General features: G+C 68.4%; 25 protein-coding genes and 3 pseudogenes. 11 read left to right on the forward strand and 17 right to left on the reverse strand.

All coding sequences use genetic code 11. The features are described from left to right. Positions 1-379 precede the first annotated feature (379 nt). The 4 genes and pseudogenes from J2S55_RS41195 to J2S55_RS41210 all read left to right on the forward strand — a co-directional run bounded on the left by J2S55_RS41195 (position 380) and on the right by J2S55_RS41210 (position 1,507). Complete coding sequence (locus tag J2S55_RS41195) at positions 380-610, forward strand: hypothetical protein (RefSeq protein WP_306872505.1); 231 nt, start codon at positions 380-382, stop codon at positions 608-610. A gap of 13 nt (positions 611-623) precedes the next feature. Further along, positions 624-833, forward strand: a pseudogene (locus tag J2S55_RS48740) (NAD(P)-dependent oxidoreductase); the annotation flags it as partial. Positions 834-853: 20 nt separating this feature from the next. Further along, positions 854-1,204 carry an RNaseH domain-containing protein gene (locus J2S55_RS41205; protein ID WP_306875825.1) on the forward strand — a complete coding sequence of 117 codons (351 nt, stop codon included), beginning with the start codon at positions 854-856 and terminating at the stop codon, positions 1,202-1,204. A gap of 27 nt (positions 1,205-1,231) precedes the next feature. Further along, entirely contained in the window at positions 1,232-1,507 is a 276-nt protein-coding gene (locus J2S55_RS41210; RefSeq protein WP_306872508.1) for a hypothetical protein, read from the forward strand. Positions 1,508-1,825: 318 nt separating this feature from the next. Here J2S55_RS41210 and J2S55_RS41215 read toward each other — a convergent pair whose 3' ends face one another. Both J2S55_RS41215 and J2S55_RS41220 read right to left on the reverse strand, forming a co-directional pair. Beyond that, complete coding sequence (locus J2S55_RS41215; protein ID WP_306872510.1) at positions 1,826-1,981, reverse strand: hypothetical protein; 156 nt, start codon at positions 1,979-1,981, stop codon at positions 1,826-1,828. Between the two features lie 150 nt (positions 1,982-2,131). Then, on the reverse strand, positions 2,132-2,686 hold the full coding sequence (locus J2S55_RS41220) for a DoxX family membrane protein (protein ID WP_306872513.1): 555 nt from the start codon (positions 2,684-2,686) through the stop codon (positions 2,132-2,134). 328 nt (positions 2,687-3,014) lie between these two features. On the opposite strand from J2S55_RS41220, the gene J2S55_RS41225 reads away from it, so the two are divergent. Continuing rightward, positions 3,015-3,533, forward strand: coding sequence for a hypothetical protein (locus J2S55_RS41225; RefSeq protein WP_306872516.1), 519 nt, complete (start codon positions 3,015-3,017; stop codon positions 3,531-3,533). 377 nt (positions 3,534-3,910) lie between these two features. Here J2S55_RS41225 and J2S55_RS41230 read toward each other — a convergent pair whose 3' ends face one another. Continuing rightward, a complete protein-coding gene (locus J2S55_RS41230) occupies positions 3,911-4,165 on the reverse strand; it encodes a hypothetical protein (protein WP_306872518.1) in 255 nt (84 codons plus the stop codon). Between the two features lie 653 nt (positions 4,166-4,818). Here J2S55_RS41230 and J2S55_RS41235 point away from each other — a divergent pair. From J2S55_RS41235 to J2S55_RS41245, 3 genes and pseudogenes are all read left to right on the forward strand, one after another. Beyond that, positions 4,819-5,388 (forward strand): DUF4240 domain-containing protein, encoded by a 570-nt coding sequence (locus tag J2S55_RS41235; RefSeq protein ID WP_306875827.1) that lies wholly within the window; start codon positions 4,819-4,821, stop codon positions 5,386-5,388. A 97-nt stretch (positions 5,389-5,485) separates the two neighbouring features. Further along, positions 5,486-6,387, forward strand: a pseudogene (locus J2S55_RS41240) (IS701 family transposase); the annotation flags it as partial. A 58-nt stretch (positions 6,388-6,445) separates the two neighbouring features. Next, entirely contained in the window at positions 6,446-6,844 is a 399-nt protein-coding gene (locus J2S55_RS41245; RefSeq protein WP_306872520.1) for a hypothetical protein, read from the forward strand. A 56-nt stretch (positions 6,845-6,900) separates the two neighbouring features. Here J2S55_RS41245 and J2S55_RS41250 read toward each other — a convergent pair whose 3' ends face one another. The 12 genes and pseudogenes from J2S55_RS41250 to J2S55_RS41305 form a co-directional block, all read right to left on the reverse strand. After that, a complete protein-coding gene (locus tag J2S55_RS41250; protein WP_306872522.1) occupies positions 6,901-7,023 on the reverse strand; it encodes a hypothetical protein in 123 nt (40 codons plus the stop codon). A 231-nt stretch (positions 7,024-7,254) separates the two neighbouring features. After that, positions 7,255-8,802, reverse strand: a complete 1,548-nt coding sequence (locus J2S55_RS41255) for an ISKra4 family transposase (protein ID WP_306872525.1) — start codon at positions 8,800-8,802, stop codon at positions 7,255-7,257. A 70-nt stretch (positions 8,803-8,872) separates the two neighbouring features. Beyond that, the gene (locus J2S55_RS41260) at positions 8,873-9,436 is read right to left on the reverse strand and encodes a hypothetical protein (protein WP_306872528.1); all 564 of its coding nucleotides are present in this window, start codon (positions 9,434-9,436) and stop codon (positions 8,873-8,875) included. A 101-nt stretch (positions 9,437-9,537) separates the two neighbouring features. Beyond that, positions 9,538-9,843 (reverse strand): transposase, encoded by a 306-nt coding sequence (locus J2S55_RS41265; RefSeq protein WP_306872530.1) that lies wholly within the window; start codon positions 9,841-9,843, stop codon positions 9,538-9,540. Positions 9,844-10,160: 317 nt separating this feature from the next. Further along, positions 10,161-10,300: pseudogene (locus J2S55_RS41270) on the reverse strand (IS5/IS1182 family transposase); the annotation flags it as partial. A gap of 8 nt (positions 10,301-10,308) precedes the next feature. Then, positions 10,309-10,794 (reverse strand): hypothetical protein, encoded by a 486-nt coding sequence (locus tag J2S55_RS41275; protein ID WP_306872532.1) that lies wholly within the window; start codon positions 10,792-10,794, stop codon positions 10,309-10,311. Between the two features lie 720 nt (positions 10,795-11,514). Further along, positions 11,515-12,123: a transposase family protein gene (locus tag J2S55_RS41280; protein ID WP_370879755.1), complete on the reverse strand. Its 609-nt coding sequence runs from the start codon at positions 12,121-12,123 to the stop codon at positions 11,515-11,517. After that, positions 12,108-12,248 carry a hypothetical protein gene (locus J2S55_RS41285; protein WP_306872535.1) on the reverse strand — a complete coding sequence of 47 codons (141 nt, stop codon included), beginning with the start codon at positions 12,246-12,248 and terminating at the stop codon, positions 12,108-12,110. Before J2S55_RS41285 ends, J2S55_RS41280 begins: the two co-directional genes overlap by 16 nt. Positions 12,249-12,322: 74 nt before the next feature. After that, positions 12,323-12,694, reverse strand: a complete 372-nt coding sequence (locus tag J2S55_RS41290; RefSeq protein WP_306872536.1) for a hypothetical protein — start codon at positions 12,692-12,694, stop codon at positions 12,323-12,325. A gap of 60 nt (positions 12,695-12,754) precedes the next feature. Further along, the gene (locus J2S55_RS41295; RefSeq protein ID WP_306872538.1) at positions 12,755-13,336 is read right to left on the reverse strand and encodes a TetR/AcrR family transcriptional regulator; all 582 of its coding nucleotides are present in this window, start codon (positions 13,334-13,336) and stop codon (positions 12,755-12,757) included. A gap of 320 nt (positions 13,337-13,656) precedes the next feature. Next, complete coding sequence (locus tag J2S55_RS41300) at positions 13,657-14,553, reverse strand: SDR family NAD(P)-dependent oxidoreductase (protein WP_306872541.1); 897 nt, start codon at positions 14,551-14,553, stop codon at positions 13,657-13,659. A 631-nt stretch (positions 14,554-15,184) separates the two neighbouring features. Beyond that, positions 15,185-15,991, reverse strand: a complete 807-nt coding sequence (locus J2S55_RS41305; protein WP_306872543.1) for a class I SAM-dependent methyltransferase — start codon at positions 15,989-15,991, stop codon at positions 15,185-15,187. 383 nt (positions 15,992-16,374) lie between these two features. On the opposite strand from J2S55_RS41305, the gene J2S55_RS41310 reads away from it, so the two are divergent. After that, positions 16,375-16,812 (forward strand): site-specific integrase, encoded by a 438-nt coding sequence (locus J2S55_RS41310; RefSeq protein ID WP_306872545.1) that lies wholly within the window; start codon positions 16,375-16,377, stop codon positions 16,810-16,812. A 118-nt stretch (positions 16,813-16,930) separates the two neighbouring features. Here the strand turns inward: J2S55_RS41310 and J2S55_RS41315 are convergent, their stop codons facing one another. Further along, positions 16,931-17,674, reverse strand: a complete 744-nt coding sequence (locus J2S55_RS41315) for an ABC transporter permease (protein ID WP_306872548.1) — start codon at positions 17,672-17,674, stop codon at positions 16,931-16,933. Further along, positions 17,671-18,375 (reverse strand): ABC transporter ATP-binding protein, encoded by a 705-nt coding sequence (locus tag J2S55_RS41320; RefSeq protein WP_370879756.1) that lies wholly within the window; start codon positions 18,373-18,375, stop codon positions 17,671-17,673. Before J2S55_RS41320 ends, J2S55_RS41315 begins: the two co-directional genes overlap by 4 nt. Positions 18,376-18,463: 88 nt before the next feature. Between J2S55_RS41320 and J2S55_RS41325 the strand changes: the two genes are divergently transcribed. Both J2S55_RS41325 and J2S55_RS41330 read left to right on the forward strand, forming a co-directional pair. Further along, positions 18,464-19,567, forward strand: coding sequence for a sensor histidine kinase (locus J2S55_RS41325; protein WP_306872551.1), 1,104 nt, complete (start codon positions 18,464-18,466; stop codon positions 19,565-19,567). Continuing rightward, positions 19,564-20,187 (forward strand): response regulator transcription factor, encoded by a 624-nt coding sequence (locus J2S55_RS41330; RefSeq protein WP_306872552.1) that lies wholly within the window; start codon positions 19,564-19,566, stop codon positions 20,185-20,187. Before J2S55_RS41325 ends, J2S55_RS41330 begins: the two co-directional genes overlap by 4 nt. The last annotated feature ends 10 nt before the right edge of the window (positions 20,188-20,197 follow it).

Genomic DNA, 20,197 nt, shown 5'->3' on the forward strand with positions numbered 1-20,197 from the left:
AGAAGGGAGCCCAGTGTCGCCGCGCTCCTCCTCTGATGTCACAGCCACCGATGTCGGCGAAGCCGGCATCCGCCGCTCTTCTCCAGATGCTGGCCGCTTTTCCACTGGAGCGGCCGGGAGCGCCGGGCACCGACCGTCAGGCACCGCCGAGTACGGCGTTAAGAGGCCGGGAAAGGTCCTATCCCCAGTCGGCATGGTCGCGCCCGCGATCAGAACGCGCATGCCGTGGACGTCGATGCGGTTTCGATGGAGCCCAGATCGATAACCGATCCGCTACAACCACCTCGGCCGGACGTCAGGATGCCGCCAAGGCGCGTTCCAGCCCATCCAGAACCAGATCGAGTCCGTACTCGAACCCGTCCGCGTAGGCGTACCCGGGTTGGAGCGCGTGGTCCACGATCATCTCGGTGAGGTGCGATCGGTCAGCCCCGTGCCCTCACTGCTGGCGGCGGCCTTCAGCCTCCTCTACGCGGCCATGCTCGACGCCGCCATGTTCAACCTGTTCGATGCGTTCCTGCTGCTGACCGGCACCGAGCGGGGAACGGGCCTGACCGAGCCGCAACGCCAGGTAGCGGCGTTGGCCGATCTCGAGACCTTCAGCACCGGCTGAACCCTCGAAAGGTATGCGTGGCGGGGCCTCGGACAATCTCGGGCGCTACCTGGTACGGCACACGCTGGACTGCGGCTACCAGGTGGTCGGCGTGTGCCGGGAGAGCAGCATCCACAAGCTCGATGAGTTCGCCGGGCGGATCACGATCCTTCCCGGCCTCACCGACGACCGCGAGGTCATCCGGCGCGCTGTCGGCGGCTGTGACGGCGTTCTCACCGTGCTCGTCCCGCAGGGTGTGCACCACTGTTCGACAGGAACCACCCAGGCGATACTCGACCACGCTACGGACGGTTTTCTGGCCTTGTCGAGGTCGGGCACCGCGCGTTCTGGGGCATCAACCCACGCTCCGACCAGAACCAGACTCCTCTCGCCCTCACCAAGTTCGACCCGGCCGCAACAGCCAGCCGAACCTGGACCTGCTCCAATCCAGCCTCCTTGGAGATCGTCGCCGCCTTCCTCCAAGACGGCGACAACCCAGCCGACTGGGCCATGTACGTCCATGCACAGCGGCGTTTCCATGCCCACACAACGATCGCCACCACGTGGCCCGCCATCGTCCACCTTGCCGAGCTGATGGAGGAATACATCCTGTGATCGACGCTTCCGGTCTCCTATCTTCACGTGGCCCACATCAAGCGGCGGGAAGAGGCCGGCGACGCCGAGCGACGCGACCCGGCAATCGTGATGCTCGCCTGCGACGCGCTCTTCGAGCAGAGCGAGGTGTATGTGGACGAACACGGGGTGATCCATGCCCGCCCCATCCCAGCCGGACCCTCAACCGATCTTCCCGCCGCCGTCGAAGCGCTGGAAGGCCTACGCTGCGCGGCGCATTCGCCGCAGTCGGAACAGTACTTCCACACCCATCGGCAACGTCACGGACACAACGCCGGACGATGATCGAGCCGACGATCACCCTCCGCCGTACGGTATCTAGTACTGGATTTACGATGGACTCTTCGAGTCGCGGCCAATCGAGGACGCCGATCATCTCGATGATCGGCACGCCAGCGTCGGCTTGGCCCGCAGGCCGACCACGACCGCACGATGCGTGAGCTGCACGAGTGATTCGCGCTCGAAGGTCACCGCGGGCCAGCTCGGGGTGGGTCTGGCTCGCTCCGTCACGGATGGGCTGCCGCCGCGCAGGTCGATGATGTGGTCCTGGGCGGCCTCATGCCGGACCTGTACGTGAGCGAGGTCGTCGGAGCTGGCCGCGCCCTACTGCCGGGCGTCCTCCAGCTGCGTGAGCAGAGTGCGTAGGCGTTCTTCGGTCTGCTGGACCGCTGAGGTGAGGGTCAGCAGGCCCGCCCAGCCGTGGCAGAGACAGGCGTCGGTGACCCGGCTCAGACGAGCCGAGTCGGTGAGCGCGGCCATGGCGATCTCCTCAGCCTTCTGCGTGCGGGCGGGATCACCGAACGCGGCTCATTGATCGCCATATCCCGAAGTGTGGCATCAACATACGACAGCGCCCACCCTCTGGGAGGGTGGGCGCTGTGGATGCGGGGCAGGGGTGCGAACGGGCATCTACTTGAGCACCGGGTAGGCACGGACCAGCGGGGTGCGGCTCCACCAGGCGCCGATCCCCCAGGTGTCGCCGGCGTTCGCCCGAGCCAAGCCGATCAGGACGATCGAGTAGATCAGGTGCTCGTCCAGGAACGGGTTGGTGGTCAGGGGCAGTTCAGCGGCCCACATGAGGACCAGCATCAGGGTGCCCGCGGTGGCGGCCAGGCGCATGCCGGCGCCCAGGATCAGGGCGGCGCCGACACCGAGCAGGCCGAGCATGAACAGCCAGTCGACCCAAGCCTGACCGGTCAGGCCGGAGAAGAAGCCGCCCAGGGCGTTCTCGCTGGTGCCCTTGAGGAAGCCCGTGGTGGGGCTGCCGCCGGAGACCCAGGCCTTCTGCGCCGGGGTGGCGAAGCCCCAGCCGAAGGTCTTGTCCAAGAAGGCCCACAGGAAGACCCAGCCCAGGGCGATGCGCGCGGCGGCCCAAGCGTAGCGGGCCCGATGCGTTCCGTCCGAGAGCAGAGCGGTGTCCTGAGCGGGGAGGGGGGAGATGCGGCGTCCTGCGGTGGTGGCCATGGCCGTTCCTTTCAAGGGGGGTTGTTACTTCCCATCACACCGGTTGCGGCCGCCGGTGTGCAGTGCCGTACGACTTCAGTTCGTCGGGACCTTCGGCCCTCAACTGCACTGCGCCGGCACGCCGTCCGGCGATCCCGTGTTCACGTCGGTGTACCTGGAAGCCGTGCGCCCGGCTCGACCTTGCGCTGTCATGGAATGGCCTGCTGCTGCGTGATCGCCCGGATGGCGAGTACATGGAGGAGTTCAGGCCGCCCCTGACGCGGGAGAACCAGTTCAACAGCAACCGGGTGCGGATCACGGAGCTGGGCCGCGCCCACTGTCCGAAGCATTGGCGTACTACCGGGAGCTGCACCCCGACGTGGTCGCCGACGACCCGACCGAGCCCTTCGAGGGCGCCCACACGGGGCTGGCCGACCACCGGGTGGCCAAGCCGCGCGGCCTGCTGGCCCGCCCCACGTGGAAGGACTTGGCCGAGCTGGCATACCGGGACATACAGGCCCCTGACCAGGTGCAGGCCATCATCGAGCAGGAACAGCGCGCCTACGCGAACCCGCGCCCGGCCGAGATGACGAAGCAACTCGCCGTGGGACTGCTGAAGTGGCAGATCGACAAGCACATCACCCGCAGCGGCACCGGGGTGGCCGCGCTGACCGGCTTCCGCGCCGGCCCACTGGCCGAGCACACCGATATCCGGCACCTGGCGGACTCGCACCGGACCAACGTCGGCCAGCCGCTGCCGCCGCTGCTGCTGCGCATCACCCCGGCCGGACGGCAGCACTACGCGACGTACCAGCGCCTGTACGACGACGTGGCCGCGGAGGAACCTACATGGGAGGCTGCGCAGTAACGTGCCCGAGCAGGTCACACAGCCGGCCCGGGGGCCACATCGGATGCGGTCTCCCGGCCGAGCGTGAGCAGCGAGCGTGAGCAGAGTGCACAGCCGTTCTTCTCCTTGACTGACCGCGGCGGTGAGGGCGTCCAGGTGGACTGCGGGCAGGCTCCCGGCGCCGAGTCCTGCGGCGGTGAGCACGGCCGCGACTTCCTGGTGCTGCTCATGGGTCGTCTGGGAGCGCAGCCAGTGGTGGCCGAGGACGTCGCGGGCGGCGTAGGCGTCGCCGGACGCGACGTCGATGACCGCGGCACGGAGGTCGCAGTCGTGCGGGGTGGGCTGGTCGGCGGTCAGGTCGACCGCGGTCAAACCGAGCCGGGCCCGGAACGCCGCGGTCATCGGTCGGGCTGCATGACCAGCGCGAGCGTTTCCCGCACCGCACGATCCAGTTCCTGCTGTGATGCCGGCGACGTGGCCGGCCGGCAGGAGATGCGCAGGAGCGCCGCGACGGTGTGCTCCCACGGCTCCGCTGGGACACTGGAGTCGATCATGGCGGTGGCCTCGTCGGTGAGGCCCGCCTCCATCAAGGACATGATCTTGATTTGGCGGCCGTCGAGGAGCCGGTTGCCGATACCGCGGTGCGCGGCCATGGCGTCGGTGGCCTCGCTCCAGCGGCCTTCGGGCGAGGGCCCGTGCCCCGTCGATCAGCAGCGTGCCCCACAGCTCCTCGCACACCTTCCGGTGGTCCGCGTCCGTACCGATCAACCCCGACAGGTCGACGTCATGACTGCGGATCACGGTGGTGCCGCGTCGCTGAGCGGCGCGGTACAGCCGCTGGAGTAGGTCGTAGGCGCCTTCGCCGTCGCCTTCGCGGATCAGCAGCCGGGCGATGTTCACCACCGGCATCAACGCCATGACGGCGATGTCCTGGCCAAGTCTGCCGGCCTCGGCGAAGACCTTGTGCTGCCTCCAGCACAGATCGGCGGCCAGCTCGGGCAGGCCGGCGTCGGAGGCGATGAGCGCGGCGAAGTTCAAGACTCCGCGGGTGCGGGCCACCCGCTGGGAGTGGCCCGCACCGTCAGGTTCGATGGTTAGTACTCCAGCGGTGGATCGTGATCACGCTGGCGCTGCGGGAATTTGCGGTCAACGGTGTAACGGCGGATCAGCTCCCCCTGAGCGCGGCCCTTGGGTGGCGCCGGGGGCGCCACCATGGGTGCATGGCCGTTGTCCGGCGGTGTGCTGGTCTGGCGCCGGTTGTGGCGCAGGCGTGGGGTTTCGAAGCGCCTGGCATACTCAGGCCGTGATGGATGTCGAGGAGTTCTGGGCCCTGATAGACGAGGCGTGCGCCGAGGTTGACGCGCTGGAACTGGACTTCGACGATCGGCGCGACGCGATCGAGCGCGCGTGCGAGGAGCGGCTTGTGAGCCGCACGCCTGCCGAGATCGTCCAGTTTTCCCTGCGCCAGTGGCAGCTGCGCGACCATGCTTACCGGTACGAACTGTGGGCGGCGGCGTTCCTCATCGAAGGCTGGTGGTCCGACGACGGGTTTATGGACTTCCGCGAGGGCCTCATCTCGCTCGGCCGGCACTGGTACGAGCGCGCGCTCGCCGATCCGGACTCTCTCGCTGACCATCCGGGGGTGCAGGACGGCGGGGACGTGCTCATCGGGAACGAGGACTTCAACCAGGTGGCCCACCGGGCCTACCAACGTCTCACCGGTGAACCGGACGGGCTCAACGAGGCGCTGGAGGCTTCCCCGGAAGCCGGCCCGCTCAGCGCCATGACCGAGCCGGCCGGAGTTCGGTGGGACGTCGCCGACGGCGATGAGATGCGTCGCCGCCTGCCACGCCTCGCCGGAATCTTTCTGGACTGATACTCCAGCGGTGGACCCTGATCACGCTGGCAGGGCCGGTGCGGACGCGGGTGCGGCCACCGTTGATCATCGGTGTTTGATGGCAAACGATCACGCGGTGGCCGCAGGCCACAGCGTAGACCCTGCCCGCTGGCAGGACGCATTCGAGTGCCTGATGGACCGGATCGCGGGCTGGTTCGCCCGGGTCGAACCCCGCCGCAGGATACGGCGGCTGGTGCTCGGACTGCTCTCGGACCTGCCCCGCAAGAACTGCTGGACCATCGCCGAATGGGCCGGAGAGGCGACCCCAGATGGCATGCAGCACCTGCTGAACCGCGCCAAATGGGACGTCGACATCGTCCGCGACGACCTACGCGACTACGTGGTCGAACACCTCCATGACGACCATGCGGTGCTCGTTGTCGACGAGACCGGCGACGTGAAGAAGGGCACCGACACCGTCGGTGTCCAACGCCAGTACACCGGCACCGCGGGCAGAATCGAGAACTCCCAAGTCGCCGTCTACCTGGTTTACGCAGGTCAGCGAGGTCACGCCGCGGTGGACCGGGAGCTGTACATCCCGCGCTCGTGGACTGACCAGCCCGACCGCTGCCAGGCGGCCGGACTCGACCCGGACAACGCGTTCGTGACGGAGCCCGAACTGGCCGCCCGCATGACCGCTCGGTTCCTTGACGCCGGCCACCACGCCCGCTGGGTGACCGGCGACGAGGTCTACGGCGGCAACCCGAAACCGCGTGCCGTCCTGGAGGAACGCAGCACCGGCTACGTCCTCGCGGTGGCCTGCAACCACGAAGTCACCACTCAGGCAGGCAAGTTCCGCGCGGACAACCTGGCCAAGAAACTCCCCAAGCGGGCCTGGCACAGCTGTCCGCCGGGGCCGGCGCGAAGGGGCAGCGCTTCTACGACTGGGCCCACATCGACCTGCCCGATCCGACCCCCGGCCGCCGCTGTCTCCTGATCCGCCGTAACCGCACCACCGGCGAACTCGCCTACTACCGCTGGAGTACTAACCGCCCACCTATGGACATACGGGCAGTTATCCCTGGATGATTCCCCCATGAAGATCATGAAACTGCTTCCCGCCCTCGCGGCGTCTGTCCTTGCCCTGTCTCTGACCAGCGCCCCGGCGCAGGCGTCGGCCGCGATGGGCTACGTGGTCGCCGTCACCGTGGGCGGCGGAAGCGTGTACGGCGAGGCCCACCTCGGCCCGAGCGGCGGGCAGACGTACCTGAAGGTCCAGGACTTCACCGAGCTCGGCAACTGGCGCATCAGGGGCAGCATCGAGAAGTACTACCGCGGCGAGTGGGTCCAGGTCGTCGCGTGCACGGCGAAGGACACCTACTCGACGACCTGCTACGCGAGCATCCCCGTGGGCACGCTGGTCAGGTCCCATGTGTGGGCGTTCCTCAACAACACCGTCCGCTACCACGGCTACAGCCCCTCGACCCGCGTCTGACGAATGCGGTGCGGCCCCATCCTCCCGGCGGGGCCGCACACACCCCCGCAGTTTCCCTAACCGTTGAAGACCCGGTCGAGGAACAGTCCGAGGTTGGTCGTCATGCGGTCGACGCGTTCCTCCAGCGTCAGCGTCTCGAACTGCACGCCCAGGTCGGTCAGGCTTCTTGCCGCATACATACAGCGGGCAACGCAGGTCGGCGCAGAGGCCCGGAGCGCCCCGTCTCACCGGAACCCAAGTAGTCGCAGGTCAGACCTGAATCCGTTGGATTTCCGCCGTTTGCTACGGGCCCCCCTTTCACCTGCGCTTATGCGGAGGTCTCAGGCTGACAGGCCAGACCTGAGCCCTGTTGTCCATGCAGGCCAGAGGCATATCCGTTGGGTGCGGCTCCTCCTGAGTGACTGAAGCGATCAAGCCGTAAGGGCGTATCCGTCCTGGTAGCCGGTCTGATGGATGCGCTCGTGTTTCCGGGCGAGATGGAAGGTCCAGTACTCCTCCAGATGACCGTTGGCGACCAGCGCGCGGAGCTTCAACACCGCTTCGGCCCCGGCCAGGCCCCACCGCGCCCCGGCCAGGTCGAACCTGTCGGCGATCAGATGACGGCACGCGCCCTCGATCACCCCGGTCGCGATCGGCCATCCCGCCTCCAGTGCCTGGTCATACCGCAGATGCCCGGCGTTGTTGGACAGATAGCGGATGCACGCGTCGATGCCGTCACGGTGCTGCGCGCCGGCTGTGGCGGCCTGCGCGGTCAGCGTGGTGATGACCTGGCCGGTGTGCCCGGACAGCAGGGCCAGGGCGTGCCCGGCGACCCAGTCCTCCGCAGCCGGCGCCGCGGGCGGGTGCAAACTCCACGCAGCAGCCCATAACTTCTCCAGTACGTGCACGAAATCGATCACGATGCGGACGCGGATGCGACGCCGGGCGGCTTCGGCGGTGACCAGGTCGAGCTGGTGGCGGGCCCCGTCGACGAGCACGACCCAGGGACGGGCATGCGCGGGATCACGGGCCTCGGCATGGTCGAACACCTTGGCGATCACAGGGCCGGGGCCGGTGATGACCGAGCCGCACAGCCACTTGCGCGTCGCGTTCGGCCGGGCCCGTGGCAGGCGCCGGCCGGATCGCCCGCCGCCGGGGACGGCGATCACATCGTGCGGCCGCCGCGGCGCCGGTTCGGCGTCGTAGACCACCCCCAGCGTCGCCATCCGTTTGCGCGCCGGTTTCTCCCCGGCCGCCAGCCACGTCCGGAACGTGGCCCGGGCGCGGGCTGCGGCCTTGGCGGTCGCGGGCCGCAGCGCTTCGGGGCGCATCGCGATGCCCTTGCCGTCCACGCTGATCGCCAGCACCGTGGACGCCGTGCACGGCAGCACGGCTCGCGCGGCGTAGAAGGCGTCGACATCGGCCGCGGCCTGGGCGACCAACTGCTCGATCTGCCGTTTGCCGATCACCTGACCGCAGCGCGCGCTGATCGCCGCCAGGGCGGTATCGAACGAGCCGCGCACCGTCTCGATGACCGCGAGTTTGGCCAGCCCGGCCGAGTGCCGCACCGCCGGCAGCGACAACACCGCGTCCGCCGGATACACGTTGCGCACCCCCGGGGCCCGCCACGCGCACCGGGTGACCGTCACCGTCCCGGTCACCGTGGCGAGCAGGCGGTGGTGCCCGAGCTCCACCCGCCGCCGCGGCACCCCGTCCGCGCCGATCACCCCCGCGGCGCCACCGTCTGGGTGGCGGGCGTGGCGTACCTGCTCCCGCTCGCGCAGCGCGCGCAGGTCAAGGTGGGCCTGCAGCAGCAGGCGCTGCAGCTCCCGGCCCTGCTCGGTGATGGTCTCCTCCAGCCGGTTATGGGGCAGCGTCCCGGTCTGCGCGTCGGTGAGGTGTCCGATGAGCCAGTTGAATGTGTTCTTCGCCTTCGCAAAGACGTCAGCGGTGGCCTCGGTGTCGTACGGTGCCTGCACAGGGCTCTTCCTTCGTCGGGGTCGGTTGGGTGGCACCTTCGAACCTGACGGCGGGAGAGCCCCGCCACAATCACCCGACTGGTGACGACGCGATTGCGTCCCGTGACGCCGCGCCATCCTGCCCGGCCATCTCGCGGGCCACCGGATCGGTCACCGTGAACAGTCCCGGCCCTTGTTCCTTCGCCCAGCCGCGTTCCACCAGCCGCTTCAGCTTGGAGCGCAGCCCTTCCCTCTTGGCGGCCTCATCCGGCATTCCCATCGCCACCGCGATCTGCCCGGCCCGTATCGCCCGCCCGGCATCGGCCATGATCTCCACCGCGTCCCGGTACGCGCGCGGCAGCACCGCCGCCTTCATGCCGGGTCGCCAGTGCGGCACCGTCACCACACCCAGCACCGGCGGCTGTGCTGGCGGGCCGGTGCCGGCCGCGTCGGCGGCCTTTGCCTGTCCATTGGGCTCATCGAGCAGCTGGGCCGCTTCGCCCACGATTTCCTCGACGGTCTCCCGTGTGATCGTCAGCCGTGACAAGCGGTCCTGCTCGTCCCGCATCTGTGAGGTGAGCGCGGCGATCTGCTCGCGGATCTCCTCGATCCGCCGGCGGGCCGCGGCTTCGCGCCGTACCAGTTCCTCGAGCAACGAGCTCATCGTCACTACCGCCTCACGGGTCTGCACTCACAGTAAAAGGCAGTTAGTTCCCGGATCAAACAGTCATGTCTACAAAAGCCCAGCTCAGGCACTCACTGAGGGAGAGTCGCACCCCTCTCCTTACGCAGCCGCTCCAGCTCCAGTTGCTCGGGCGTCTTACGCGCCCGCGCGGAGCTCGCCGGACCGGCGGCGGTCAACTCGCCGTTGTCGCGCTGGCGACGCCACAGGTCGATGCTCGTGCTGTAGAGACCTTCGCGCTGCAGGACCCTGCCCTTCTCACCGTCCGGCGCGGCCTCGTACTCCGCGACGATCCGCAGCTTGTACTCGGCCGAGAAGTACCGCCGTCTGGGCCGGTCACCCCGAGGGCCGTCACCGCGTTGAAGGTCGTGGCTGGTCATGGTCACTGTGCTCGATACCCGTTCTCGCCCTGCTCATATCAGTTAAGGAACTTAGTCCCTGTTTGTCTCACTTGAGCTTGGCACAGAGGGAACCTTCACGAGGCGAGCTGATCACCCTTCACATGTCCGGCAGAGCAGAAAAAAGTTGATCGGGGCATGCTGTCGATTGCTTCCCCATTCAGGAAGGCCCTGCGCCCTTACGGCGGACAAAACGGTGACGACGCGAGCTGGATCTAAGCGCCAACAAGAACGGGCATGACTCCCTCGAGACTGGAGGCCTGCCCGTTCCTATACATCCTCGCGGCCTGAGCTATGTGGTGGTTCTGAAGGACGGCGATGGCCTTGCCCAGGCGACCGGCCTTGTTGGGGCAGCAGCGGAGTTTGCGCAGGATGCGCCAGCTTTGAGCTGGGCGTTCGCGCGTTCGCCAGGGCCGCGGAGCTTGGCCTGGGGGCGGTCGTCCGGGGTCACGAGCCCGTCCAGGCCCCACAGGTGCCGACGTAACCCGTCGGACCCTTGTTGCAGGCTCGGAAGTGCAGGTCGGAGTACAGGCCGACCGGAAGATCGTCCGTGGTGACCCCGATCGTGGCGTCGCCGGGCTCATAGCTTACGAAGGTGGTCGCGGAGTGGTTGGTCCACGTACCTCCGGAGTACCTGTACCCCTTGAACTGGAGCGCGCCGCCGTAGTCGCCGTAGTAGCAGTCGCTGTTATAACCGGTCAGCTGCCCACTCAGATACACCTTGTAGGCCTTCCGGCCGTTGTAGGTGTTGATATAGGTATAGGTGTAATCGAACGACGCCTGCACGCACCCGTTGCCGCTACTGACCGTGAAGTACGTCAGAGCGGAGCGGTTGGCGGACGCTGAGGCGGGGGCGGCGAGCGCGCCAGCGAGGGTCAGCGCGGCGGCCAGCGAGGCGACGCTGCGGGCGAGGCGAGTGCGGCGGATTTGCATGCGAGACTCCTACGTGGATAGCGAGGTCCGAACGAGGTGTCGCTTCTTGGAGCAAAGCAAGTCTAGATCGCCGGGATCTATGCCGTATGTCACGAGTCCATCACCATCCAGCGCATCACACGCGCTCTCGTGCTGATCGTGGCCGCCTACGAGCGTTCACCACCAGGGCGATGGGGATCTACTGACGCGCGCCAGGATCGACGCAGCTGAGGAAGCACCACTGGCTGGGGACCGGCTCGATCATGGTCCACAACTGGCCCACAACCTGCGAGCGTCAACGAGAACGGGCGGGACTCCGTGAGACTGGAGGCCCGTCCGTATCTACAATGTTCACCCTGGTCAGCAGTCAAAACTGCTGGTCAAGATCGTGTGCCCCCTGCAAGATTCGAACTTGCGCTCCTGGCTCCGGAGAGGGTTGCACCTTTCATAGGATAAGCCTCCCAACCTGGGCATACGTCGATTACCCTCCCCCGAGAGATGTACTTGGCCCACGACTGGCCCACGATCAGCGCTGAGGCACGGCCTACCTGGGAGATTCGGCCTGGATGACGGGTTCGGGGTTCGGGCCTGGGCAGGCTGAGGCGACGGCTTTACAGAGCCCTGGCTATCGAGCGATTACACGCGTCACCATCTGAAATGCTATGGAGGTGACTGCCCGAGCACCCGCGGCGACGCGTATACGACGCAGGCCCCTTCGCCAAGTTGCAACACTGACCTTTTTCATCCTCGTGCGGCCTGTGCGGCGCGGTGATTTTGGAGGACGGCGATGGCCTTGCACAGGTGGCCGGCCTTGCTGGGGCTGCTGCGTAGCTTTCGCAGGATGCGCCAGCTCTTGAGCTGGGCGTTCGCACGCTCGCCGGGTCCGCGTAGGCGGGCGTGTGAGCGGTTGGCCTGCTTTTGGGACTGGGGTTTGTTCTTGCCCTTGTACGGAGTGACGACCGGGCCCTCGGCCCCCTGATACGCCTTGTCGGCCAGGGTGATGATGCCGGCCTTCTCCAACGCGCGCAGGATGCCCCAGATCCGGGCGGCGGTGAGGTCATGGGTTCTGCCGGGCAGCGCGCCCGAGGTCCACAGGATCGTCCCGTCCGGTGTGGCGATGATCGGGACGTTCATCCCGTGCACGCGGTGCTTACCGGAGAAGTAGGGCCGATCGGCTGTCGCAGCCCCTCGATCCGACGCCGAGCCGCAGCCTCCCGCCGCGCCAGCTCCTCCAGCAACGAGCCCATCGCCATCACCGCCTTGCCTCAGACGGTAGGACGGTGATCGCTCACCCAACCAGGCCCCAACCACGAACCCCCAGCTCAGCCACTCCCTCAGAAGGAGCCGCACCCATATCCGTTGGACTTCCGGCCGAAGCCACGGGGACCCCGGTCTGCGGTGTCGGGCAGGAGGTAGTACTCCTCCAGCAGGGCGCGTGCGTCGTCGTTGTCGCTGACGGCGCAGTCCCAGATCACCTGCTCGCCGTCGCTGGTGACGTGGAAGGCGAAGAACGCGCAGCATGCCTTTTCGCGGGCGGCAGCGGCGGCTTCTACCCGTGACCGCGGTGGACGCAGAAGAGCTGGTCTTCGGTGCCGTAGGGTCCGCGGTAGGAGACGATGGCGGGGCCTTGAGCGCTCAGGTGGCCGGGCAGCCGGGTGTCGGGGCTCCAGTGGGCCGAGTTGAAGCTGGTCCACCACAGGCTCTGGCCGCCGGAGCCGCGGTGCACGCAGTACAGCCTGTTATTGAAGACGGCCAGGGCAGGGCCCTCCGCACTCCGGTGGGCGGGCAGCCGGCGGACGTGGTGCATCGGCGCGCCCAGCGCACGGCCCATCGCGTTGAACGACTCCCCGTCGCGCCGGCGCCGCCAGATCTCGTCTTGCTGAGCAGAGGAAAACCCGTAGTCCCGCTCACGTACCTCCATGGCCCGCATGATCATCCATAGGTGGTGGCCGTCGTCTGTGAGAAAACGTGATCCTGGAGCTCACGTGTTCGGCGGTGTGGGGCGCATGCCTTCGAGCAGGGTGGCCAGGTAACGGTGGGCGGTGTCGATCCGGTCGGTGGGGGTGCCGCCGTGGACGGTCACGGCGTGGGCGATGCCGCACATGAGCGGGACGAGGTCGGCCGCGGCGAGGTCGGGGCGGACGGCTCCGGCGTCGCGGGCCCGCTCGAGGAGTGTGGTGCCGGCCGACGCGAGCGACTTCTTGAGTTCCGTGGTGCGCGGCAGGGTGTCCGTGGTCGCGGCGGCGACCGGGGGCAGGGCGGCGTCGGTGACCTGTGCTTCGACGATGCGGGACAGGAAGCCCTCCAGCGCCCGCCAGGGGTCGGCGTCGGCCAAAGCCTGCTCGCCATGCGCGGCCAGGGCTTCCAGGCAGGGAGCGGCGACGGTCTCCAGTAGTGCCTCGGGGGTGGCGAAGTGCCGGTAGACCGTGGCGACCCCGAGGCCTGCCCGGCGCGCGACGTCGTTGAGCTGCAACGCGGTGCCCTGGTCGACCAGGTCGCGGGCGGTGGCGACGATCCGCTCCCAGTTGCGGGCGGCGTCTTTGCGCAGCTGTGTGGTCGTCATGTGGGAAGAATCCAGGTTGCTCGTCTTGGTTCACAGGCTCGTCGTCTGATCATATGCGGGCGTTCCCGGGAGACCTGGCTGTCGGGCGGTGGGCGGGCTGCCTGGCCCGCCCACCGCAGGCTGTCAGCGCGCGTCGTGCTCCTGGCCGAGGAAGCCGATGATGATCTCCAGCTACTGGTTCGACGGTCATGGTTGTGTCCTCATGCGGAACGGGCGAACGGGGAGCGGTGGGAGTTCGGCGTGTTTCCCGAGAGAGCGACGGGAGCGCGCCGGCGCTGGTCGTGTGACCGGCGGGCGGCCGGGGGCGCACCTGCCGATGGTCATGCATCCGCTCTGGCCGCAGGCGCGTGGGTCTCGCTGAGCAGGTGTACGGCCTCGGCGATGCGGCGGTCGGTCGCCGCACGGAACGGGGCGACGGGGTGTGCCTGGGGCCCGATGACGAGGCCGGTCCGGCCGGTCAGCGCGTGGTCGGTGGCGGCGGTGATCGAGGGCCTGGCCGCCGCGGACGCCGGACCGGAGGTGGAGCGTTCGAACTTGCGGCGTACCAGCGGCCACAGCAGCCGCAGGGCAGGAGAGACGATCTTCGGGTCGGTCAGGGTGCCGTTGGTCATGTCGGTCGCGGCGCCTCCGGGATCGGCGGCGAAGACCGACACGCCTGTGCCGTCCAGCCGCCTCGCCAGGTCGAGCGTGTAGGCGAGGTTGGCGAGCTTGGCGCGGCCGTACCAGTGGAAGCCGTAGTAGCCGCCTGGCGGCTCGACCGCGTCGAACACCCGCTTGGCGACGCCGACCGCGCCCGAGGTCACGTTCACGATCCTGCTCGGCGCCCCGGCGGTGAGCGTGGGCAGCAGTAGTTCGGTCAGCAGATACGGCGAGAGGTGGTTGACGACGAACGACGCCTCGACGCCCCCCAGGTCCGCGCGCTCGGCGAACATCGCCCCAACGTTGTTGACCAGCACCGTCAACGGTTTCCCCGACGCGGCGTGGTCGGCGGCGATGCTGTCGGCCAGCGCGCGGACCTGGTCGAGCGAGGCGAGGTCGGCGGACAGGAACCGGCCGGGGTGCGCCGGTTGCGTCGCGTTGATCCGCTCAACCGCCCTGGCTCCCCGGTCGGCGTCGCGCCCGACCACAGTGACCGCGAATCCTGCGGCGGCCAGCCCCAGCGCGGTCTCCAGGCCGATGCCCCCCGTGCCGGCCGTGACCACAGCTGTCTTCATCATGAGCCCCTCCACCCAGATAACCGGATAGTTCATCCGCCTAGGTGGGACAGTACCACAATCGGATGAACTATCCGTTTAATGCTTCGACCGGTGATGACAGTCGGCCACGAAGGGGCCCGGCAGTAATCGCGGAAAATCCAGTGGATATACCCCTGACCTGCCCTGATGTGAGGGCGCCGCAGGACTGGTGCGCCGGTCGGTGGGTGCGGTGGACTGGACCGAGGATGCCGCCGACCTTGCCCAGATGCTCCAGATCGACGCTGGTCGGCGATATTCGTTGGATTTTCGGCGAGCACTACCGGGACCCCATGACACCGGGGCGATGCCGATCCCGGATCAAGGGCGAGGACGTGTGGAACAGCTACCCGGCGGCTGGGGACACGCTCGGGAGCGGAGGGCCGGTCTGTGGCCCTCCACTCGGGTCGGCGTCACTCAGGGTGACGTAGCTGTGCGTGATCGGCTCCGTTGTCAGGCAGGAGTTTCCCCCGCATCGGGCCTTTCATCTGCCTACCCAAGCATCTGCCTACCAAGAAGGCGGGCGTTCCCGACGATCGAGGGAGTCGGCAGGTGCGGGTGGTGCCGTTCGCTTCGCGGCGGGCGGGCCGCTGATGAATGGCCGGATCTTCTGCGATCAAGCGGGCCTGCGCGCTTGAACGGTGTGCACGGTGAAGGACACCGCCCGGAAAACGGGATGGACGATCGCCGCACGGGCCGCCTCGAGGTCCGATTCCGTCAGACCGTGTGCCAGCAGGGCCGGCTCCAGATGCCGGCTGTTGCTGAGCAGCAGCGCCGCCCCGGCTGAATCCGGTCCCCATACCTCGCTGTGACACTGTGGGTCGACATCGGTGAACCCGGCATCGGTGAGGGCGGCGGCGACCTGCGGGCCCCAGGACGGGTCGGCGCCGGCCGCGCGCAGGACGCCGACGAGCCCGAGGAGATAGGCGTGGTAGGCCTTGGCGTCCTGCGGTGTCGCCGCGGTGAGGATCGGCCAGTGTGTGGTGTCGATCTCATCGATCTGGATGACTCCACCTGGCTTGAGCGCGGCGAGGAGCTTGCGGAGAACCTGGTGGCGCTCGGGGAGGTGGCTGAGGACCAGACGGGCGTGGATCAGATCGAAGGCATCGTCCAGCAGCGGATCGGTGGTCACATCATGCCTGGCCACGGTGAGACCGGGAACGTCGGGGATGAGTTGCGGCTGGATGTCGGTGGCGAGCACGCGGCCGGTGGGGGCGACGCGTTCGGCGAGCCAGACGGCGACGCTGCCGCCGCCGGCGCCTATCTCCAGGCATTCCCAGCCATCGGTGATCGCGGTCTGTTCGAGGCGCTGGAAGGTGCCGGGATCCAGTAGCCGGGCGAGACTGTCGTGCTGGCCTCCGGCGTGGGCGTTGGCGTTGTCGAAGGCGTAGGCGGGACGGGCGCCATCAGACCGGTGGGTCATGGATCTCTTTCGCTAGGGGACGGTCGCTGGATGGTCGGTCGCGGCGGCCGGGTCCGGCGAGCGATCGTCGGCGCACGTCCGGGAGGTCGATCGCTGCCATCAGCGGTGCCGCAAAAGGAGAATCGGGTGTCTCTACGCTAACCGATCTTGACGTCTCCCTGGCGGGTCGGCAGCTGTCCGGAGGCGGTGCTGGTGATCGGCGGGACTTTGGGCCCGTGGTGCCGGTGCGGGCCGCGGATGCTGTGTGAGAGCGCCGGCCGGTCGGAAGAGATCTTGGGCGTGAACATCGAGGACCTGGACTTCGCCGGACGCCGATGTCAGGTCAAGGCCAATGTCAGGTCAAGGCCAAAGGTGCGCGGACCAAGGCCCGCCGGCGCGGCCAGGTGCGTGAAGACTCCGTGCTGGAAAACCTCTACTGGGACGCCGGCACCGCCCGGCTGCCGCCCCGCCTGCTGCCCCGCCTGTTCAAGGGCCGCATCCGCGGCCCGGTGTTCCTCCCCCACCGCCGCCCCGGCCCCGGGAAGGCGGTCGACGCGCGAGACGTGTGCCCCGACACCGGCTTGGTCCGGCTGTCGTATGGGCAGGCCCGTGCCCTGCTGGATGAGCACACCGCCATCGGCGGGCCGGGCACAGGCTGGGATCTGCACGAGTTCCGCCACTCGGCCCTGAGGCGCCTCGGGCAGGCCGGAGCGAGCCTGCTGATGCTGATGGCCAAGTCGCGGCATAAGAAGCCGGAGAACCTGCGCCGCTACTTCAAGCCCTCCCCAGAAGCCATCGCCGAGCTCACCAGCTTGCTCGCGCCCGGCGACACCGGGCGCTGAGTGATGGGTGGGACACCTCCACTCAAAGGTTGGGTCAGCGGTCATCGCTCACATGTGGGTGGGGCCAGAACCAGACGGGCTGACCAGGGGCATCCCACAGCGTTTGAGGAACACAGCGCTAGGACACCCGCTTGTTGGCGAGGACCGCGATCAGCAGCGGTACCACAGCCCAGGCGCCCAGGACGGCGAAGGCGGCCGCGTCCGGCATGATGTCCGGCATCTGCTCGATGAGCTGGAGCGCCGGATAGCCCGGCAGGATCCGGTTGACCACCTCACCAACCGGCAACATCCGCCCGGCGAAGGGGACCAGCACCATGAGCACCACGAGCACGGAGATGGCCACGACGCCGTTGCGGAAGATCGCACCGAGTGCAAGGCCGAGCATCGTGGTCACCACGATCATGAGCGTGCCGCCGCCGATCACTGCCCATGCTCCGGCGGGTGGCAGCGTGGGGTCGAACCCGGAGGCTACCGTGTGCCCGTACAGGTATCCGGGGACCGCGATGAGCAGCGAGGCGGCGATGGCGATCCCACCCAGCACGGACGCCTTGGCGAGCAACACCCGTGAGCGCGACGGCGTGGCGACGAAGGTCGTGTGGATCATGCCGGAGGTGTACTCACCGCTGATCGACATGGTGCCGAGCATGCCGAGCGGCAGCTGAGCCAGCACGACTCCGACATAGACGGCCACGACGATCCCCATCGCGGCCTGCTCGCCCCTCTGGCCCGGGTCCCAGCGCGAGATCACGGTGGATGCGCCGAGCGCGGTGAGCGCGAGCGCCGTCAGCACCCCCACGCCCAGGGCCCACCAGGTCGAACGCAACGTGCGCAACTTGATCCACTCGGCGGCGACGGCGTTCACGACGCGCTCCCTTCGATGACATTCATGAACGTGTCCTCCAGCGACATCCCGGGCCGCACGAACTGCGTGATCTCCGTGTCGGCCAGCAGCCGGCCCCGCCCGACAACGATCAGGTGGTCGGCGGTGACCGCCATCTCGTGCATGAGATGGCTGGAGACCAGCACGGTCCGCCCCTCGGCTGCCAGCGACTTCAGCAGCCCGCGCAGCCACCGGATGCCTTCGGGGTCGAGCCCGTTGAGCGGCTCGTCGAGCAGCAGTACCTCGGGATCGCCGAGCAGCGCGGCGGCCAGCCCCAGCCGCTGCTTCATGCCGAGGGAGAAGCCGCCCACCCGCTTGCGCCCCGCTTCGCCGAGCCCGACCAGCTCCAGCAGCCCGCCGATGCGCGTGCGGGAGATCCCGTTGGCTCTGGCCAGCCACTGCAGGTGCTGCTCGGCACGGCGTCCGCCCTGCACGGCGCTCGCGTCGAGCAACGCGCCGACATGGGTGAGGGGTCTGTCCAATGTCCGGTACGGCACGCCGTTCACGGTGGCCCGTCCGGAGGTCGGCCGGTCGAGTCCGAGGATGATCCGCATGGTCGTGGTCTTGCCCGCGCCGTTCGGCCCGAGGAATCCGGTGATCTTTCCGGGGGTGACGGTGAAGGACAGGTCGTCGACAGCGGCGCTCTGCCCGAAGCGTCTGGTCAATCCGATGACTTCGATCATGTCCGTCACGATCCGCCTCGGCGGCCGGCCCGCGCATCGGTCCTGAGACCGATACGCGCCGCCGAGCCCGGTGGCTAGGGTCGAGGATGTGCCTGATCAGCCCCGACTCCCCCTGCTGAGCCGGATACCGGACTGGGCCTGGGTGTTCCTCGACACCGTGGTGGCCCTGTTGCTGGCAGCCGGCTTCCTCGGGCTCATCACTTCGCGTAATCCCGCGCCGCCCGACGTGCTCGACCACACGGTGGCCCTGACCACCAGCCTGCCCCTCGCGGTCAGGCGCCTGTGGCCGCGGGCGGTGTTCGTGGTCGTGCTGGCCGGCGGGCTGGGGATGCGGGAGTTCCTCATCCCGCAGGCGGACCCGTTCGGCCTGCCGCTCGTGCTCTACACGCTGGCCACCCGGAGCAGGGCGGTGCCCGCGCTGCTCGCGGCGGTGGCGGTCACGATGCAGGGGGTGGTGGAGTTCCCGCTGCGGGGCCAGATCATCGACCAGCTCGGGCTGGTGCTGGCGATCGTGGTGGCGGCCTGGTCCACCGGCACCGCGGTACGGCAGCGCAGGCTCTACACCGAGCAACTGGCCGCCAAGGCAGAAGAGCGGGCCCGTGCCGAGGCGGCGAGGGAACGTCTGCGCATCGCCCGCGAGCTGCATGACGTCATCGGTCACAGCCTCAGCACGATCGCCGTGCAAGCCGGCATCGAACGGCACATCGGCGGCGCCGAGGAGATGAGCCGCGCGCTGGGCTCGATCGAAGAGACCAGCAGGTCGGCGCTGCGCGAGACCAGGCGCCTGCTCGGCGTGCTGCGCGAGGACACCCCGGCAGACCTGGTCCCCGCTCCCGGGCTCGACGACCTCGACGATCTCCTGGCCAGGACCAGGGCCGCGGGCCTGGAGGTGGAGCTGCGGCTCGACGGCGAGGTCCGGGGGGAGATGGAGCTCACGGTCTACCGGATCGTGCAGGAAGCGCTGACCAACGTGCTCAAGCACGCCGGGGCCCAGCGGGCCACGGTGATGATCGAACGGCAGGAAGAGGAGCTGGTCGTGGAGATCACCGACGACGGCAGGAACGCGCGGGAGCGGCCCTACGGCCACGGGCTGAAGGGGCTGCACGAGCGCGTGCGCGTCTTCGGCGGCGAGTTCGAGGCGGGCGTCCGCCCGGTGCGTGGTTTCCGGGTGATGGCGAGGTTGCCGCTGTGATCAAGGTGCTGGTGGCCGACGACCAGCCACTCATCAGGGCGAGCTTCCGCCGGCTGATCGACAGCGTGCCGGGATTCCAGGTGTACGGCGAGGCCGCGACGGGCGCGCAGGCAGTGGCCGTCGCCGCGAGCGAACCGCCCGACCTGGTGCTGATGGACGTGCGGATGCCCGAGATGGATGGCATCGAGGCCACGCGCCGCATCCGCGCCGCGAACCCGCAGGCCCGCGTGCTCATCGTGACCACCTTCGACCTGGACGAGTACGTCTACGGAGCGCTCCAGGCCGGTGCCGCGGGCTTCCTGCTCAAGGACACCCCGCCGACCGAGCTGATCAGGAGCGTGCAGGTCATCGCGTCCGGCGACTCCCTACTCGGCCCTAGCGCCACGCGGCGGCTGATCGAGCGTTACGTGAGCCCACCGGTCCGTCGCCTGGACATCACCGAACGCGAGCGGGAGGTGCTGGTCCTGGTGGCGCGCGGCCTGTCCAACGCGGAGATCGCGCAGACCCTGTACGTCACACTGAGCACGGTCAAGACGCACGTCAGCAGCCTGCTGCTGAAGCTCGACGCCCGTACCAGGGTCCATCTGGTCATCGCCGCCTACGAAGCGAATCTCGTCTAGAGCCTTTCGG

The sequence above is a fragment of the Streptosporangium brasiliense genome (assembly GCF_030811595.1).
GTDB lineage: Bacteria > Actinomycetota > Actinomycetes > Streptosporangiales > Streptosporangiaceae > Streptosporangium > Streptosporangium brasiliense.

Excerpts from the sequence above, each read along its gene's own strand:
- J2S55_RS41265 (WP_306872530.1), bottom strand. The coding sequence starts at position 9,843 with ATGACCAGCCACGACCTTCAACGCGGTGACGGCCCTCGGGGTGACCGG.
- J2S55_RS41250 (WP_306872522.1), bottom strand. The coding sequence starts at position 7,023 with ATGTATGCGGCAAGAAGCCTGACCGACCTGGGCGTGCAGTTCGAGACG.
- J2S55_RS41220 (WP_306872513.1), bottom strand. The coding sequence starts at position 2,686 with ATGGCCACCACCGCAGGACGCCGCATCTCCCCCCTCCCCGCTCAGGAC.
- J2S55_RS41300 (WP_306872541.1), bottom strand. The coding sequence starts at position 14,553 with ATGATGAAGACAGCTGTGGTCACGGCCGGCACGGGGGGCATCGGCCTG.
- J2S55_RS41295 (WP_306872538.1), bottom strand. The coding sequence starts at position 13,336 with ATGACGACCACACAGCTGCGCAAAGACGCCGCCCGCAACTGGGAGCGG.
- J2S55_RS41230 (WP_306872518.1), bottom strand. The coding sequence starts at position 4,165 with ATGGCCGCGCACCGCGGTATCGGCAACCGGCTCCTCGACGGCCGCCAA.
- J2S55_RS41215 (WP_306872510.1), bottom strand. The coding sequence starts at position 1,981 with ATGGCCGCGCTCACCGACTCGGCTCGTCTGAGCCGGGTCACCGACGCC.
- J2S55_RS41275 (WP_306872532.1), bottom strand. The coding sequence starts at position 10,794 with ATGCAAATCCGCCGCACTCGCCTCGCCCGCAGCGTCGCCTCGCTGGCC.
- J2S55_RS41290 (WP_306872536.1), bottom strand. The coding sequence starts at position 12,694 with ATGGAGGTACGTGAGCGGGACTACGGGTTTTCCTCTGCTCAGCAAGAC.
- J2S55_RS41245 (WP_306872520.1), top strand. The coding sequence starts at position 6,446 with ATGAAGATCATGAAACTGCTTCCCGCCCTCGCGGCGTCTGTCCTTGCC.
- J2S55_RS41305 (WP_306872543.1), bottom strand. The coding sequence starts at position 15,991 with ATGACCCACCGGTCTGATGGCGCCCGTCCCGCCTACGCCTTCGACAAC.
- J2S55_RS41235 (WP_306875827.1), top strand. The coding sequence starts at position 4,819 with ATGGATGTCGAGGAGTTCTGGGCCCTGATAGACGAGGCGTGCGCCGAG.
- J2S55_RS41320 (WP_370879756.1), bottom strand. The coding sequence starts at position 18,375 with ATGATCGAAGTCATCGGATTGACCAGACGCTTCGGGCAGAGCGCCGCT.